This window comes from Mycobacterium sp. 050272 (assembly GCF_039023525.1).
Classification (GTDB): Bacteria; Actinomycetota; Actinomycetes; order Mycobacteriales; family Mycobacteriaceae; genus Mycobacterium.
This window is the reverse complement of sequence record NZ_JBCHKV010000012.1, coordinates 110,476-126,040: the sequence shown is the minus strand read 5'-3', so window position 1 is coordinate 126,040 and position 15,565 is coordinate 110,476. Positions and strand designations below refer to the sequence as shown.

At 66.0% G+C, this 15,565-nt stretch carries 15 protein-coding genes; 11 read left to right on the top strand and 4 right to left on the bottom strand.

The annotated features are described in order from the left end of the window. Window positions 1-21 precede the first annotated feature (21 nt). A complete protein-coding gene (locus tag AAHS21_RS21655) occupies window positions 22-624 on the bottom strand; it encodes a TetR/AcrR family transcriptional regulator (RefSeq protein ID WP_342929613.1) in 603 nt (200 codons plus the stop codon). Between the two features lie 146 nt (window positions 625-770). Here AAHS21_RS21655 and AAHS21_RS21650 point away from each other — a divergent pair, with 146 nt between their 5' ends. The 7 genes from AAHS21_RS21650 (at window position 771) to AAHS21_RS21620 (ending at window position 8,586) form a co-directional block, all read left to right on the top strand. Next, a complete protein-coding gene (locus AAHS21_RS21650) occupies window positions 771-2,006 on the top strand; it encodes an amidohydrolase family protein (protein WP_342929612.1) in 1,236 nt (411 codons plus the stop codon). Window positions 2,007-2,187: 181 nt separating this feature from the next. Beyond that, a complete protein-coding gene (locus AAHS21_RS21645; RefSeq protein ID WP_342929611.1) occupies window positions 2,188-3,339 on the top strand; it encodes a thiolase family protein in 1,152 nt (383 codons plus the stop codon). A gap of 12 nt (window positions 3,340-3,351) precedes the next feature. Then, entirely contained in the window at window positions 3,352-4,206 is an 855-nt protein-coding gene (locus AAHS21_RS21640; RefSeq protein WP_342929610.1) for an alpha/beta hydrolase, read from the top strand. A gap of 15 nt (window positions 4,207-4,221) precedes the next feature. Then, entirely contained in the window at window positions 4,222-5,760 is a 1,539-nt protein-coding gene (locus tag AAHS21_RS21635) for a class I adenylate-forming enzyme family protein (protein ID WP_342929609.1), read from the top strand. Window positions 5,761-5,892: 132 nt separating this feature from the next. Beyond that, window positions 5,893-7,044 (top strand): amidohydrolase family protein, encoded by a 1,152-nt coding sequence (locus tag AAHS21_RS21630; RefSeq protein ID WP_342929608.1) that lies wholly within the window; start codon window positions 5,893-5,895, stop codon window positions 7,042-7,044. An 85-nt stretch (window positions 7,045-7,129) separates the two neighbouring features. Continuing rightward, window positions 7,130-7,369, top strand: coding sequence for a hypothetical protein (locus AAHS21_RS21625; RefSeq protein ID WP_342929607.1), 240 nt, complete (start codon window positions 7,130-7,132; stop codon window positions 7,367-7,369). Continuing rightward, window positions 7,366-8,586 carry an acetyl-CoA hydrolase/transferase C-terminal domain-containing protein gene (locus tag AAHS21_RS21620; RefSeq protein ID WP_342929606.1) on the top strand — a complete coding sequence of 407 codons (1,221 nt, stop codon included), beginning with the start codon at window positions 7,366-7,368 and terminating at the stop codon, window positions 8,584-8,586. The genes AAHS21_RS21625 and AAHS21_RS21620 overlap by 4 nt, the downstream gene beginning before the upstream one ends. A 9-nt stretch (window positions 8,587-8,595) precedes the next feature. Here AAHS21_RS21620 and AAHS21_RS21615 read toward each other — a convergent pair whose 3' ends face one another. From AAHS21_RS21615 to AAHS21_RS21605, 3 genes are read right to left on the bottom strand one after another with little or no spacing between them, the layout of a single operon-like run. Beyond that, a complete protein-coding gene (locus AAHS21_RS21615) occupies window positions 8,596-9,549 on the bottom strand; it encodes a VOC family protein (protein ID WP_342929605.1) in 954 nt (317 codons plus the stop codon). Window positions 9,550-9,551: 2 nt separating this feature from the next. Continuing rightward, a complete protein-coding gene (locus AAHS21_RS21610) occupies window positions 9,552-10,763 on the bottom strand; it encodes a CaiB/BaiF CoA-transferase family protein (protein WP_342929604.1) in 1,212 nt (403 codons plus the stop codon). Between the two features lie 24 nt (window positions 10,764-10,787). Next, the gene (locus AAHS21_RS21605; RefSeq protein ID WP_342929603.1) at window positions 10,788-12,275 is read right to left on the bottom strand and encodes an aldehyde dehydrogenase family protein; all 1,488 of its coding nucleotides are present in this window, start codon (window positions 12,273-12,275) and stop codon (window positions 10,788-10,790) included. A 110-nt stretch (window positions 12,276-12,385) separates the two neighbouring features. Here AAHS21_RS21605 and AAHS21_RS21600 point away from each other — a divergent pair, with 110 nt between their 5' ends. The 4 genes from AAHS21_RS21600 (at window position 12,386) to AAHS21_RS21585 (ending at window position 15,538) form a co-directional block, all read left to right on the top strand. Next, window positions 12,386-12,718: a hypothetical protein gene (locus AAHS21_RS21600; RefSeq protein WP_071700475.1), complete on the top strand. Its 333-nt coding sequence runs from the start codon at window positions 12,386-12,388 to the stop codon at window positions 12,716-12,718. Between the two features lie 14 nt (window positions 12,719-12,732). After that, complete coding sequence (locus AAHS21_RS21595; RefSeq protein ID WP_071700476.1) at window positions 12,733-13,875, top strand: acyl-CoA dehydrogenase family protein; 1,143 nt, start codon at window positions 12,733-12,735, stop codon at window positions 13,873-13,875. 98 nt (window positions 13,876-13,973) lie between these two features. Then, window positions 13,974-14,714 carry a GntR family transcriptional regulator gene (locus AAHS21_RS21590; RefSeq protein ID WP_342929602.1) on the top strand — a complete coding sequence of 247 codons (741 nt, stop codon included), beginning with the start codon at window positions 13,974-13,976 and terminating at the stop codon, window positions 14,712-14,714. Beyond that, entirely contained in the window at window positions 14,711-15,538 is an 828-nt protein-coding gene (locus AAHS21_RS21585; RefSeq protein WP_342929601.1) for a PaaI family thioesterase, read from the top strand. The genes AAHS21_RS21590 and AAHS21_RS21585 overlap by 4 nt, the downstream gene beginning before the upstream one ends. Window positions 15,539-15,565: the final 27 nt, after the last annotated feature.

The following is a 15,565-nucleotide window of genomic DNA, read 5'->3' as shown; positions in this document are numbered from 1 at the left end:
CCGATCAAAGCGGGCCTGCAGTCAGGGGCGGGCCATGGCATGGATCATTTCGGCGACCACGGCGACCATCTCGTCGCGGTCCACGGGGACGGACTGGGTCTGTACCGCATACCACGAACGGTCGAGCAGACCCATCACGGCCACACCGATCACCTCTGGCGAGTGTGCTCCGGCGCCGCCGATGGCTTGTCCCAGCTTCCATGCGGCACGCGTCAGCATGCGGTTGCGGGAACGGCGAAACGCCTCATCATCCGGGGCGGAGTGGGCCGAGGCCAGCACGAACGCGCCGTGGCGATCGAGGTAGGCGAAGTAGTCGCCGACCCAGTTGCGAAGATCGTCGCGCGCCAAGGTTCCACCGAAATCCTCCAGAACGGAAAGTACCGCGAGCACATCGTGATACGCGGTCTCACCGAGAACGTTGAAAACCTCACGCTTGTCCTTGAAGTAGGTGTAGAACCCGGCACGCGAGATGCCGCAAGATTCGGTGATTGCGTTGATTGGTGTGCCGGCATAGCCGCGCTCGAGGAAGAGTTGGCGGCTGGCGTTGAGTATCGCGGTCCTCGTGCGCACGCCGCGGGTGGCGTCCAACTCCTCGGCGGGCCGGGAACCCGAAGTCACTGTCATGGCCAAGACCGTATACGACAGGAATGTCAACTGGCAATCGCTGCACTGCAAAGTGCCTGCTGCGGTATTTACAGCGTCGCTACTTGACACTATTGTCAAGTTAGGTCAAGCTCGACAGCACGCCGAGGAGGAGGAAGAAGCAAGCGATGACGCAGTTCACCGAGGCACCGATCTTCGATGCCGACCAACACATGTACGAAACCCCCGACGCACTGACCAAATACCTGCCTGAGCAGTACCGGTCGAAGGTGCAGTTCGTCCAGATCGGCAGGCACACCCGCATCGCGATCATGAACAAGATCACCGACTACATGCCGAATCCGACGTTCGAGCGGGTCGCCGCCCCCGGGGCGCACGAGAAGTTCTACTCCGGACAAAATCCCGAGGGACTTTCGATGCGCGAGATGTCTGGCCGCGGTATCGAGGCGCCGGCCGGTTCGCGCAACCCCCAGGACCGCATCGCCGAGATGGACCGTCAGGGAGTGGAGGCATGTCTGAACTACCCCACCCTGGCCAACCTGGTCGAGCATTCGGCCGCCGAGGATCCCGATCTGACCGCAGCGATCATCCACGCGCTCAACCAGTGGATGCTGGAGCACTGGAGCTATGACTACGCCGACCGGATCTACTCGACGCCGGTGCTCACCTTGGGCATTGTCGACAAAGCGCGCCGCGAACTCGAGTACATCCTGGAAAACGGCGCCAAGGTCGCGCTGATCAAGCCGGCACCGGTCAACGGTTACAAGGGCTGGCGATCGCCGGCGCTGCCCGAGTTCGACCCATTCTGGAGCGACGTCCAGGCAGCCGGACTGCCCATCGTGCTGCATGCCAGCCAACCTCCGCTGCAGGAGTACATCGACAAGTGGGAGCCGCCGCAGACCAGCAGTGCGTTCGAAATGTCGGCGTTCAAGTGGACGGCTCTCGGCCACCGGGAGATCGCCGACATGCTGACCAGCCTGATCTGTCACGGCACCCTGACCCGGTTCCCCAAGCTACGCATCGCCAGCGTGGAGAACGGCAGCGCCTGGATCCACCCGCTGTTCGACGATCTGCAGTCGACATACAGCAAGATGCCGCAGAACTTCCCCGAGCATCCGCACGACGTCTTTCGCCGGAACATCTGGGTCAGCCCGTTCTGGGAGGGCCGGGTATCCGATGTGGTCGAAACCGTCGGTTGGGACAGGGTGCTGTTCGGTTCGGACTGGCCGCATCCCGAGGGCCTCGCGACCCCGAAGGGCTATTGGAAGTACGCCGAGGGCATGGACAAGCGACGCACCTACGACTTCATGGGTGATAACGCCCGTCGATTCATGGGCTTGCCCATCCGCAACCCCGACCCCGACGCCGTGAACCCGCCGGTACTGGAAACCGCCGGCGCATAACAGGCGAGCGGAGAATGGCCCGAGCAGCGGCTCGGGCCATTCCGCTGCTGATCGTTGGTCGCCACGGACCGCAGCTATGGTCTCTAATCCGATATATAGTTATCGAGTTAGCGACATAATAAGAGACGGCGGCCGCCTGTCGAAGTGCCGAGTTCGTTCCGCCACGCCCCGAAGGAGCCTTATGAGCAGGCCTGACATCGCCATCATCGGCGTCGGAATCCACCCCTTCGGTCGGTACGCAGACCGGTCCGCGTTAGAGCTGGGTGCGGTCGCGATCAACCGAGCGGTCAAGGACGCGGGGATCAACTGGACCGACGTCGACAGCCTCTACGCCGGCAGCCTGGAGGTGGCCAACCCCGAGGCTGTCACCGGAATCGTCGGCATGACCGGGTTGCCCGCGCGCGCCACCCTGAGCGGATGCGCCACGGGCAACTCGTTGCTGACGCTAGCCGCGCGCGATGTGTTAACCGGTGAGGCCGAGATAGCCGTCGGTGTGGGGCTGGACAAACACCCTCGCGGCGCGTTCGGTGCCGACCCCTCAGTGTCCGGCCTGCCGCAGTGGTACGGCGACCAAGGCATGTTCTTGACGACGCATTACTTCGGCACGAAGATCATGCGCTACATGCACGACCACGAGATCAGCGAGCAGACGCTGGCCCGCGTTGCGGCCAAGAACTTCGCCAACGGTGCACTCGCGCCGCACGCGTGGCGCCGCAAGGCGATGAGCGTCGATGCCATCCTGGGCTCGCCGGTCGTGAACGCCCCGCTGCGCCAGTACATGTACTGCAACCCGAATGAGGGCGCGGCTGCCGTGGTGGTCTGCCGCGCCGACAAGGCCAAGCAGCACACCGACACCCCGATCTATCTCCGAGCTTCAGCGCTGCGCAGTCGCCGAGAGGGCGCCTACGAGCTGCTACGCACCTCGATCGAACTGCCGATAGTGCCCGGAACCACCGCCGAGGCGGCCAAGGCCGCCTACGAGCAGGCCGGCATCGGTCCTGAGGACATCGACGTCGCGCAACTGCAGGACACCGATTCCGGCTCGGAGATCATCCACATGGCCGAGACCATGCTCTGCAAGGACGGCGAACAAGAGGCGCTGCTGGCCGACGGCGCCACCGAGATCGGCGGCCGCATCCCGATCAACACTGATGGCGGGCTGATCGCCAACGGTGAGCCGGTCGGCGCGTCGGGCCTGCGGCAGGTGTACGAGCTCGTGCACCAATTACGCGGGACCGCCGGCGAACGCCAGGTGCCCAATGACCCGCAGGTGGCCCTGGCCCAGCTGTACGGGGCACCCGGCACCGCCGCAGTCGCCATCCTGAGCAAATAGGCGCGGGCCCGGATGCCGAAAGATCGTTCGGTCACCGTCGGCGACGTCAAGATCCACTACACCGAAAGCGGCTCCGGTCCGACGCTGGTCTTCGTCCACGGCGCCTACGTGACCGGCTCGTTGTGGGACGACGTCATCGGTCGGCTGTCCGCTGACTTCCGGTGCATCGCGCCGACCTGGCCGTTCGGCGCGCAGTCGACGCCCGCCGGCGCCGCGGACCTAGGCGTGGCGGCCGCGGGACGACGGATCGTCGGCCTGCTAGAGATGCTCGACTTGCGCGACGTCACATTGATCACCAATGACACCGGCGGGGGCATCGTGCTGGCAGCGCTGGGCAACCCGGCACTGGACTTCGGCCGGGTGTCTCGACTGGTGTTCACCAATTGCGACAGCTATGAACACTTTCCGCCGAAGTCCTTCGCGCCGATCGTGAAGTTATGCGGGTCGAGTGCCCGCGCCGGCGCGGTGGTGATGCGGGCGCTGGCCACCGGCCCGGGCCGATCGTTTTTCGCCTCGGCGGTCACTCGGCACGGCATCCCCACCGACCGCCAGCCCGCCATCTTCGGCGGCTTCATGACCTCATCGGCGGTCCGCCGAGAAGCGGTCCGGTTCAGCGCCGACCTCAATCCGCGCTACACACTCGCCACGGCCAGCGCCATCACCGAGTGGAACAAGCCGGCGCTGATCGCGTGGGGCACCGAGGACAAGATGTTCCCGGTGACACATGCACAGCGGCTGGCCGAGGCCTTCCCGAAGGGCGAACTGCGCACCATCGACGACAGCTCGACCTATGTCATGCTGGACCAACCCGACGAATTGGCCAGCGCAGTAACCGATTTCGTCAGGAAGTCCCAGTGCAGCCGGTGAACCCATGAGGTGTGGGTGAGCGCCCGCACGATCGCCGGCCTGCTCGATGAGATGGCGGCGGCCCGACCCGGCCAGCCCCTGCTGCGCGATGTCGACGGCGACGTGCTCACCGCCGGCGAGGTCGCACTGCTGTCGCTGGCCGCGACCAGGTGGCTGCACGATCAGGGCGTGCGGCCGCGTATGACGGTGGCCTGGCAGCTGCCCTCGACCGTCCCGGCCGCGCTGCTGATGCTGGCGCTGGCTCGCTCCGCGGCCACCCAGGCGCCCATCATTCACATCTACCGCGGGCGCGAGGTAGCACAGGCGGTCGAGGTCGGCGATGCCGACGTCCTCATCGTCGACGCCTCCACCGCCGCCAACGCCCCAGCCGGCGTGCACGTCATCACCGTCCCCGACGAGTTCGTCGCCGTGCTGGCCGGTCTGCCACATACCGCGCACCCAGAGCTTGCCCCAGCCGACCGCGACGCGGCCGAGCCGCAGTGGATCTACTTCACCTCCGGCACCACCGGCAGCCCCAAGGGTGTGGTGCACAGCGACGCGACATTGCTTTCGGCCGCAAAGGGTTTCACCGAGTACCTCGGCCTAGGCAGCCACCCGGCGGAGACCGGCACCATCTGCTTTCCGATCGCCCACATCGGCGGGATGGTGTACCTGTCGTGTGCCCTGCTGGCGGGATACCCGTTGCTGATGGTCCCCAAATTCACACCAGAGCAGCTGCCCGGGCTGCTCGCCGAGCACAACATCACCGTGGCCGGCGGGGGCAGTGTCGTCTATCAGATGCTGGTATCGGCGCAGATCGGCAGCGGCGCCACGGAACCCCTCATGCCCAGCCTGCGCATGCTGATCGGCGGCGGCGCCCCGTGCCCACCCGAGTTGCACCGGCGGGTCCGCGAACACCTCGGTATTCCCGTCGTCCATGCCTACGGCATGACCGAGGCGGCGATGATCTGCGTCAGCCGCGCCGACGACACCACCGAGCAGCAGATCCAGACCAGCGGCTCCGCGATCCCCGGCTCCCAGATCCGCATCGTGCGCTATGAACCCGACGGCACCCGGACCGTGCTACCGCCGAACACCGAGGGTGAGATCGAACTGCGCGGGGCCAATATGACCCTGGGCTACCGCGACGAGCAGCAATGGGCCGAGGCGCTCACCGACGACGGGTGGTTCCGCTCCGGTGACCGCGGGCTGCTGCGGCCCGATGACCACATCGTCGTTACCGGCCGCACCAAAGAACTCATCATTCGCAAAGGCGAGAACATCGCGCCCGCCGAGATCGAGAGCGAACTGCTGCACCACCCCATGGTCGACGAGGTCGCCGTGGTCGGGGTGCCCGACGAGCTACGCGGCGAGCTGGTCTGCGCCGTGGTGCGCCGATCACCGCGGCACCGGGATCCAACGCTCGACGAATTGTGCGCCTTCCTCGACGAGCGCGGCCTGATGAAACAGAAATGGCCCGAGCGACTGGCCATCGTCGACGATTTCCCGCTGACCGGCCTGGGCAAGGTGGCCAAAGCCGAACTGGCACGACAAATTGCGCACCACGGCCCATGACCGAACCGGCTGCTCGCCGCGGTGGCCCGGTTGCTTGCTGGCAGGCGGGGTGGTGACTACCATCACAACTAAATAACTAAATGTTTTGACGTTTCACGGCCGTGTGACGTTCACCCGCACAAGGAGACATTGATGCCGTTGCAGCCCTGGATGGAGTTGATCTCCGTCGACGATCACCTGATCGAACACCCGAAGGTCTGGAGCGACCGACTCCCCACCAAGTACCTGGAGGCCGGACCGAAGATCATCGAGTGGGAACGCCCCGACAACGGACAGATGTGTCAGGTCTGGGAGTACGAGGGGCGTATCTACCCCTACATCGGGCTCAACGCGGTCGCGGGCAAGAAGCCCGAGGAATACGGCATCGAGCCGGTCCGCTACGACGACATGATCCCCGGCTGCTACGACCCCAAGGCCCGCGTGGCCGACATGGACATCGATGGCGTACAGGCGATGACGTGTTTCCCGTCGTTCCCCCGGTTCGCCGGCGCGGTCTTCGCCGAGGGCGACGACAAAGAACTGGCGGTGTTGTGCTCCAAGGCGTGGAACGACTTCCACCTCGATGAGTGGGCCGCCACTGCGCCCGACCGATTCGTCCCCGTCGCGATGCTGCCGTTCTGGGACATCGAGGCGAGCGTGAAGGAGGTCCACCGCGTCGCCGGCAAGGGCGCCAAGTGCGTGACGTTCCCCGACCTGCCGGACAAGCTGGGTCTGCCCTCGGTGCATTCCGATCACTGGGATCCGCTGCTGTCGGCGATGGAGGAGACCGGCATGGTGCTGGCCCAGCACTTCGGTTCCGGCGGCTTCCCGCCGCCGATCGCGCCGGACGCCCCGTTCGCGGTGTTCGTCACCTTGATGGGCACCATGTCGATGACCGCGCTGACCGACTGGTTGTTCAGCCACACCCTCTACCGGCACCCCAAGCTGAAGATCGGCTTGAGCGAGGGCGGCGTCGGCTGGATTCCCTACATCTTGGAGCGCGCCGACAGCGTATGGCGCAAGCATCGCTTCTACAACAACGTCAATCAAGACCATCCGCCAAGCTACTTGTGGAAGAAGCACTTCCATGGCTGCTTCATCGAGGATGACTTCGGTATGGAGGTCCGCGACAAGATCGGCATCGAACAGATCACCTGGGAGTGTGACTACCCGCACTCGGACTCGTTCTGGCCGCAGAGCCGCGAACGCGCCGCCCAGGCATTGGAGAACGTGCCCGACGATGAAGCCCACAAGATCGTAGAACTCAACGCCCGGGGCTTCTACAACTTCCCCAAGGCGGCCTGACCGTCGACGGCACCAGCACAACGGGGACCGGCCGCCGGGTGGGCCCGCGTGCCGACCACTGGGTAGCCCCGAAAGGGTGATCAGCGTGGCAGATTTCGAGCGCATCAAGCAGCTGCCCGTCGACGACTGGGCCGACCAGGACCTGCTCACCAAGGATGAGGCCAGAGGGCGATTGGTTGCCGAGATCGAGCGCACCCGGCGCCGGCTGGATCAGCTGCAGTCCGACGATCCCGCCAACGACGCCGAGATCATGTTGGTGGCCCGGCGTCTCAACGCCATGGAATCCGTCTGTGGTGAGTACGACGCCTATCTGGACGGGAAATGACCCCACCTCCTCCCGAAAGCCCGGTGCTGAGCACAGTCGGCCCGAAAGGTCTCGAATCGGCGCTGCGGTCGGTACTGCGGGCCGGAAGCCGGGTGGTGCTCGGGGACGGCGTCGGCCAGGTTCGCACGCTGGAGTCCGGTGACGCGATCGGCACCGTGCTGTCAAAGGTGGCCCGCGACGTCGGCGATCTTGGGCTGGTGCTGGCGTGGCTGCCGACACCGCTCGAGGGTCTAGAGCCCGAGGCGTTCGGTGAGATCGTTGCACTGATGCCGGGCTGGGGCATGCGCCGGGTGCTGAACGCCCCCAACGCGCGGTTCGTGCCAACCCGGCTGGCGGCTGTTCCCGCGCTGCTGGCCGCTGCGTTGCGACCCGATGTGCTCGTCACCAGGCTCGTCGAGCGCGGCGGTGCGCTGCACTTCGGCACCGAGGTGTGCTGGCAGCGCGAACTGGTGGATTCGGGGGTTCCGGTACTGGCGATCCTCGACAGCAACGCGCCGAAGGCCGACGCCGGTCCGCCGCTGAGCCGGGCGGCGGTGACGGTCGTCGCCCGCAGCGACGACGGCCCAATCCGGTTCCCGCACAAGGAGCCCGACCCGGTGCACGACCAGCTTGCCGACGCCGTGCTGCGCTTCGTCCCCGAGGGCGCCCGGCTGCAGTACGGTCCGGGCCAGCTGGGCACCGCCCTGCTTCGGCGGGCGTCGTCGCCGTTGCGGATCGATACCGGCCTGCTCACCGACGCCGTGGTCGACCTCGACGACCGTGGTCTGCTGGCCGGGACGCCGTCGGCCACCTACTTGCTCGGCGGTGACCGGCTGTTCGACTGGGCTGATGGTCGACCGATCCTGCATGGCATCTCCTATACGCACGACTTCACCCGGCTGCGCGACGGCGCACCGCTGATCGCGGTCAACACGGCCATCGAAATCGATCCGGTCGGTCAGGTGAATGTCGAAGGCATCGGCGACAACGTGGTGGGCGGCATCGGTGGGCATCCGGACTACTGTGCCGCAGCCGCGATGAGTCGTCATGGATTGTCGATCATCGCGGTGCCGTCGGCCTTCGGCGGCCGCTCGCCGCTTGTGGAGCGGCTCAGCCGCCCGGTATCGACACCGGCCTACGATGTCGACGTGATCGTCACCGAGTCGGGCCACGCCGATCTGCGCGGCACCAATTGGGCGCGGCGGCGCAAGCTCATCGGCGAGCTGTTGGGAGCCTGAACCGGCGAATTAGCGCTGGAAGTACTTCAGCGGGCGCTCGACGAACTCGAAGACCACCCCGTCGGGTGAGCGCAGAAACGCAATGTAGAGGCCCTCGATCTTGGTGCCCGGCAGCGGACACCACACCGGGTTACCTTGCGGCTCGATGGAATCAGGCAGCGCTGCCAGTGCTTTTTCGACGTTCTCCACCCGCAGCGCGCACCGGTAGAGGCCTTGGTGGTTGCCGCCCCAGGGCACCGGAGGCAGATCGGCGCTGCCGGGGTGCTCGACCACCGTGAGGCTGAATTGGTGGCCGTCCTCGGGCAGGGCGAGCTGGGCGACGACGCACTCGACGGGTTGCGATGACCCGCCGGGTGAAAGCTGGTCGCCGGTGATGGTCGTGCCCGTCGGCGCCTGCACCACGGCGAAGCCGAGGGAGGTCAAGAACTCCGCGGTCTTGCTCGCGTCGATGGCCGCGATGCGTACCCCACCTAACAGCGCCCCCGCCGACGCGGGGGCGTCACCGGGAGCCTCGGCCAGCTCGATCACCACACCGTCGGGGTCGAGCACCAGCACCGACTTGCTACCGGAGATCAGGCCGTCGAGCGGGTCGCTGACCACGACACTGTGCTCACGCAGCATCCTCACCGTGCCGGCCAGGTCGCTGACCGTCATCAGCGCCGACCGGATGCCCGGGCGGAGCGGGTCGGTGCTCAGGTCGCGTTTCAGGGCCGGCGAGTGCCACTCGATGACCTCCAGGGCGCAGCCGCGGCGGCCGCCGCGGGCGTCATACAGAAACGAAGTGGCGCAGTAACTTTCGCCGTCGAGTCCGAGGATTCTGCCGTCGGTGGGCGCTTCGGGGTCGGTCCGCATCCGCGCGGACAAGCCCAGCTGTTGGGCGTAGAGCGCCTCGGTGGCGTCTAGCGACGCGCTGTTGAGGTTGACGTGCAGGAACCGCCGCGCCAGGTCGTCAGATACCGGCATGCCTACAGCACCACCGAGTTGATCTTCAAATCGATGATCTCGTCCTCACTGAACCCCAGTTCGGCCAACAACGCGTCGGTGTGTTCACCGTGCCCCGGCGCGCAGGTCAGGTCCAGCGGCGCGCCGTCGAACTGAACCGGGCTGGCCGCCAAGGCGAATTCGTTGTCGTTGGCGTCGGTGACCCGCGGTAGATACCCGTTGACGATCGCCTGTGGATCACTGTGCACCTCGTGGGCGGTGCGCATGATGTCCCACACCCCGTCGAACCCGGCGAACGCCTTCTCCCAGTGGGCGAGGTCCTGGGACTCGAACGTCGCACGAAGTTCGGCGATGCATTCGGTGCGGTTGCCGAAGCGCACCATCGCGTTGGCGAAGCGCTCATCGTCGATCAGGTCCGACCGGCCCAGGCGGGTGCAGAAATCAGCCCAGAACCGATCCGCCTGCAGCAGCACGAAGGCGATGAACCGGGCGTCGCGGGTCTTGTAGATGCTGGCCACCGGGTTGGGCATTTCGTCGAGATTGAACTTCGGGATGTCCTGCCCGGTCACCCCGGCGCCGACGATGTCGGGCCCCAGTTGCCAGATCGCCGCATTGAGCAAGGAGACGTCCACCACCGAGGGTTCGCCGGTGCGCTCACGTTTGACCAGGGCCGCCGCGATACCACCGGCGATGGCCAGACCTCCGTAGGAGTCGCCGAACGCCGGCCGCTGAATCGGTGGGTAGGAGCCGTCGCCGGCGGCGTACGCCTCGCCGATCCCGCCTCGTGCCCAGTAGGCGGCCAGATCAAAACCGCCCTGGGAGGCCAGGTCTCCCTTCGTGCCGTAGCCGTGGCCGCGGGCATAGATGATCCTGGGGTTGCGGGCCCGGACCTGCGCGACGTCGATGCCCATCCGCTGCCGCGAATCCGGCAGCAGGTTGGTGACGAAGACGTCGGCGGTCTCGAGCAGCTTCATCAACAGCTCCAGCCCCTCGGGAGTGGAGGTGTCCAGCCCGATGCTGCGTTTGCCCCGGTTGGGCTGCTCGACGAAGTGGTTCACTCCCCCGGCGCCGGTGACGATGCCGGAACTGACCAGGCCGCGCTGCGGATCGCCGGTCTCGGGGTGCTCGACCTTGATGACGTCGGCGCCCCAGTCGGCGAGCACGGCACCGGCCGCGGGCACGAATGTCCACGCGGCCAACTCGACGACACGGATTCCGTTGAGGATGTCGGTCATGTGTTCCTTTGTTTAGTGACGGGATCAGTAGGCGATGACTTTGGTCTGCAGGTGCTGCTCGAAGCCCTCGAAACCGTTCTGCCGGCCGATGCCGCTCATCTTGTAGCCGCCGAACGGTGCGTCGGGGCCGTAGAAGATGGCGCCGTTGACGTTCACCGATCCGGTGCGGATGCGCCGCGCGACGGCCATCGCCCGCTCGGCGGAACCGAGCACGGTGCCCGCCAACCCGTACATGGAGTTGTTCGCCATCTCCACGGCGCCGTCGTCACCCCCGTCGTACGGGGTGATCGTGATGACGGGACCGAAGATCTCCTCCTGAAAGACCCGGTGCTCGGGTGCGACGTCGGCGAGAACTGTCGGCGCCACGAAGTAGCCGCGGTCCAGCCCCTCGGGCTTGCCGCCGCCCACGGTCACCCGGGCGCCCTGTTCCTTGGCGACCCGGATGTACTCCATCACCCGCTCGCGTTGTTTGGCCGACACCAGCGGGCCGGCGAAGTTGGCTGGGTCACTGGGGTCGCCGACGGTGACCCCGGCAAAGGCGGCGGTGGCCAGTTCGACGGCCTGGTCGTAGTGCGCTCTGGGCACCAACATCCGGGTGGTCAGCGCGCAGCCCTGGCCCGAGTGCATCAGCGCGCCGACACACCCTGGGACGGTCTCGGCCAGATTGGCGTCGTCGAGCAGCAGGTAGGCCGACTTGCCACCGAGTTCCATCAGGTTGCGCTTCATGGTCGCCGCGGTCAGCCGACCGATCAGCTCACCGACCGCGGTCGAGCCGGTGAAGGAGATCATGTCGACCCGTGGATCGGTCAGCAGGCGCTGGGCGATGTCGTTGTCCGACGCGGGCACGATGTTCACCACACCGGCCGGGATGTCGGTCTTTTCGGCGATGATGCGGCCCCAGCGCAGCGCGCTCCAGGGTGTTTCCATCGCCGGTTTGAGCACCATCGTGTTGCCGGTGGCCAGGATCTGGCCGACCTTGTTGCTGATGATCTCGACGGGGAAGTTCCACGGCGTGATGGCGCCGACCACACCCATCGGCTCCTTGACCACGACGCGGTTGTAGGGCACGCCCATCAGGGCGGCCTCCTCGAGCTGGCGCTCCCAGGGGAAGTCGGAGATGTACTGCGCGGGCCAGCGGATCGCCTCGGCCAACGGCCAGTCCAACTGCGCGATATAGGTCATGCCCAGCGGAGCGCCGGCCTCGGCCACCAGCTCGGCGCGCATCTCCTCCTTCTCCTGCTGCAGCGCCTCGTGCAGCTGCAGCAGGCAGTGCTGTCGGAACGCGCGGTCGGTGGACCAGGTCGTGGTGTCGAAGGCCCGACGGGCCGCTGCGATCGCCTCGTCCATGTCCTGGGCGCTGGCGTCGGTTGCCACGCCGAGCAGCTCTTCGGTCGCGGGATTGAGGTTGTCGACGGTCTTACCCGTCGAGGATTCGCGCAGATGACCATCGATGTACAGGCGCGATTCGGGGTTGAACTGGACGGTGGTTGCGGCGACCGGCGAAGCCGTCATCAGAGCTTCCTCTCGCTGGACTGTTGGCGTGGTTTATTGTACTCATTTATAGATAATTGTTTAGCGGATTAGCCGACGGGTTGTCCGCGACGTCACGAAGGGGGTCCCGGTTGACCACCCCTGCCGATGCCGCCAGCCGTCACTGTGACTACAGGTCGGACGTCCCGCTGAGCACCTGGTGGCGCTTCGGTGCGCGGTTGTCAGCGCAGGCCGCCAAGGCTGCGGCCGGGCGGGCGCACCGCGTGGTCAGCGAGGCGGCGCTGCAGGTGTGCGGCGCGATCGCCCTGACCGCCGAGCACGATCCGACCCGTTATACCGCGCGAGGGTTCCAGGTTGACGCGCTGTGCGAATCCCAGCTTCAGCTGGAAGCCCTGCTCGACGAGCGACTGTTCGCGATGCATCCCCCGACCCGCCCCTTGCCTGCGCTCGTCGCCTGCAGCTGAGGAAGGAAAACCACATGCGCCGCAATATTTTCGACGACGTCCACAACGAATTTCGCGCCACCGCACGCGCGTTCTTCGAACGTGAATGCGCCCCCTACAGCGAGAAGTGGGAACGCGAAGGCAAGGTCAGCCGCGAGGCATGGCGCGCCGCCGGTGAGCATGGCTTGATCGGCTGGGCGCTGCCGGAGCGCTTCGGCGGCATGGGACTCACCGATTACCGTTTCAACCAGATTCTCTCCGAGGAGATGATGGCCACCGGTTCGGTGGGCATCGGTCTGGGCGTGCAAAACGACATCTTGGTGCCATATCTCGACGACCTCACGACCGAGGAGCAGAAAGAGCGCTGGCTGCCCAAGTTCATCTCCGGTGAGTACATCGGCTCGATCGCAATGTCGGAGCCGGCCGCCGGTTCCGACCTGGCGGGCATCAAGACCACCGCAACAGATGCCGGTGACCACTGGGTGGTCAACGGCCAGAAGACGTTCATCAGCAACGGGCTGCTGTCCAAGCTCGTGCTGACCGCCGTCAAGACCGAGCCGTCGGCGGGCCGCAAAGGCATCAGTCTGCTGATGATCGAGGACGGCATGGAGGGCTTCACCCGCGGTCGCAAGCTCGACAAGATCGGCCAATGGTCCGCCGACACCGCCGAGCTGTTCTTCGACAACGTCCGGGTCCCCAAGGAGAACCTCGTCGGCGAGCTCAACCGCGGCTTCTACCACCTCCTTTCGCACCTCCCGAGCGAGCGGCTGGGCATCGCCTGCTACGGCCTGCCGATGGCCCGGCGCGCGTTGGAGCTGACGAAGAACTACGCACTCGAGCGCACCGCGTTCGGTCAGCCCGTCGGCAAGTTCCAGGTGAACCGCCACTTTTTGGCCGAGATGCAGACCAAGCTGGACGCCGCGCAAACCTACCTCGACCAGTGTGTCCTGGCGCTGAACGAGGGCCAACTGACGGCCGAGGACGCCGCAGGCCTGAAGTGGTGGACCACCGAGGTGCAGTGGGAGATCATCGACCGTTGCCTGCAATTGCACGGGGGCTACGGCTACATCAACGAATACGAGGTGGCCCGGCTGTGGCGCGATTCCCGGGTGCAGCGCCTCTACGGCGGAACCACCGAGATCATGAAGGATCTGATGGGCCGGTCGATGGGCTACTGACGCTGGTCAGGTTCCGCACTAGCCGACACCCGCTCGGGCTGCGGCGAGTCGGTTGATCTGCACTGACAGTTAGTTGATTCAGCGAGGCGGAGGCGATTATGGAGGTCACCAATCTTCGGGAACCGAAGATGGCCGATCGCGTGGCCACCGTGCTGCGCAGAATGTTCATCCGCGGTGAGATCAGCGAGGGCTCGATGTTGCCCCCGGAATCGGAGCTGATGGAGCGGTTCGGGGTGTCGCGCCCGACGCTGCGCGAGGCGTTTCGGGTGCTGGAGTCCGAGTCCTTGATCGAGGTGCAGCGTGGCGTGCGTGGCGGCGCACGGGTGATGCGTCCACGGCGCGAGACGCTGGCCCGTTACGCCGGGCTGATCTTGGAGTACGAGGGCGTGACGTTGAAAGACGTCTACGATGCCCGGGCCAACCTGGAAACACCCATGGTGGTGGCGTTGGCCAATGGGGCCGACCCCGACGCCATCGCCGAGCTCGAGCGGATCGTCGAACACGAATCCCGACTGCAGCCCGGTATCGAGTCGATCGACAAGATGACCGACTTCCACGCCGCTATCGCGCGCTTGTCGGGTAACAAGACGCAGCAGATCGTCAGCGCCATGCTGCATCACATCATCGAAAAGGCCAACCGCTCGTTGCAGCCGACCGAGGGCGCAGCCGCTGAGCAGGCGCTGCGCCGTTCGGCCACGACGCATCGCATGGTCCTGGAACTGATCAAATCCGGCGACGCGGACAAGGCGGGTGAGCTCTGGCAACGCCATCTGATGAAGGCAGAGGAGTTTCTGTTCGCCGGATCCAAGTTGTCAACCGTCGTCGACCTTCTCGAATGAACCGCATAACCGAGGAGGAGGTTCAGCGCGACATCGAGACACCGGACAGCATCCGGGTGCGGTTTGGAGTCGAATTCCTCGAGGCCAATCTCGCCGATGCGGCTATCGCGATGTCGATGCCGATAGCGGGCCTGCGCAACCCCTTTACCGGCGCGCCGGCGGTGGGTCTGCTGGCCATTCTCGTCGACGCCGCCGGCGGCATGTCCAACCATTACCGTCGTCGTAGCGATCAGTGGACGGTGACAACGGAACTGACACTGGAGCTCAGCCCAGCCGAGTGGGCCGACGTCGAGAAACCGGTGCTCGCCCGTGCACGCCCGCTGGGCCCCGTCGGCGGCACGACCCTTTCACTGTGCACGCTGAGCTTAGGCGGAACCGTCATCGGCGCCGGCGCGGTTCGTTCGTACTTCATCCCGGCAGAAGGTCGGCGGGTCCAACGTCCCGCGGACTCATACCGGGGGTCGACGCGACAGTTGTCGGATCTGATGGGGGTCGATGTTGACAGCTGCGGCGACGGCACCTCGGTACTGCGGCAGCGTGTCGACCCGGATCTGAACAACGAGATCGGCATCATGCACGGTGGTGTCGCCGCGGCCGGGCTGGAGCTGACCGCATCGGCGGCAATCAACGCCGACCAACCGGGTGATCCGCTGCGAACCGCGTCGTTACGGGTGAACTTCTTGCGCCCGTTCATCGCCGGCCACAATTCTCGGTACGTCGGAACGCCACTGCGCATCGGCCGCACCTCCGCGGTCAGCGATGCCCGGGCGATCGGCGACGATGACAAGGTGGCGATCACCGCGCGCCTGACCGCCTACCGCTGAGCGGCCAGGCAGGTATCGCCTCTGGCG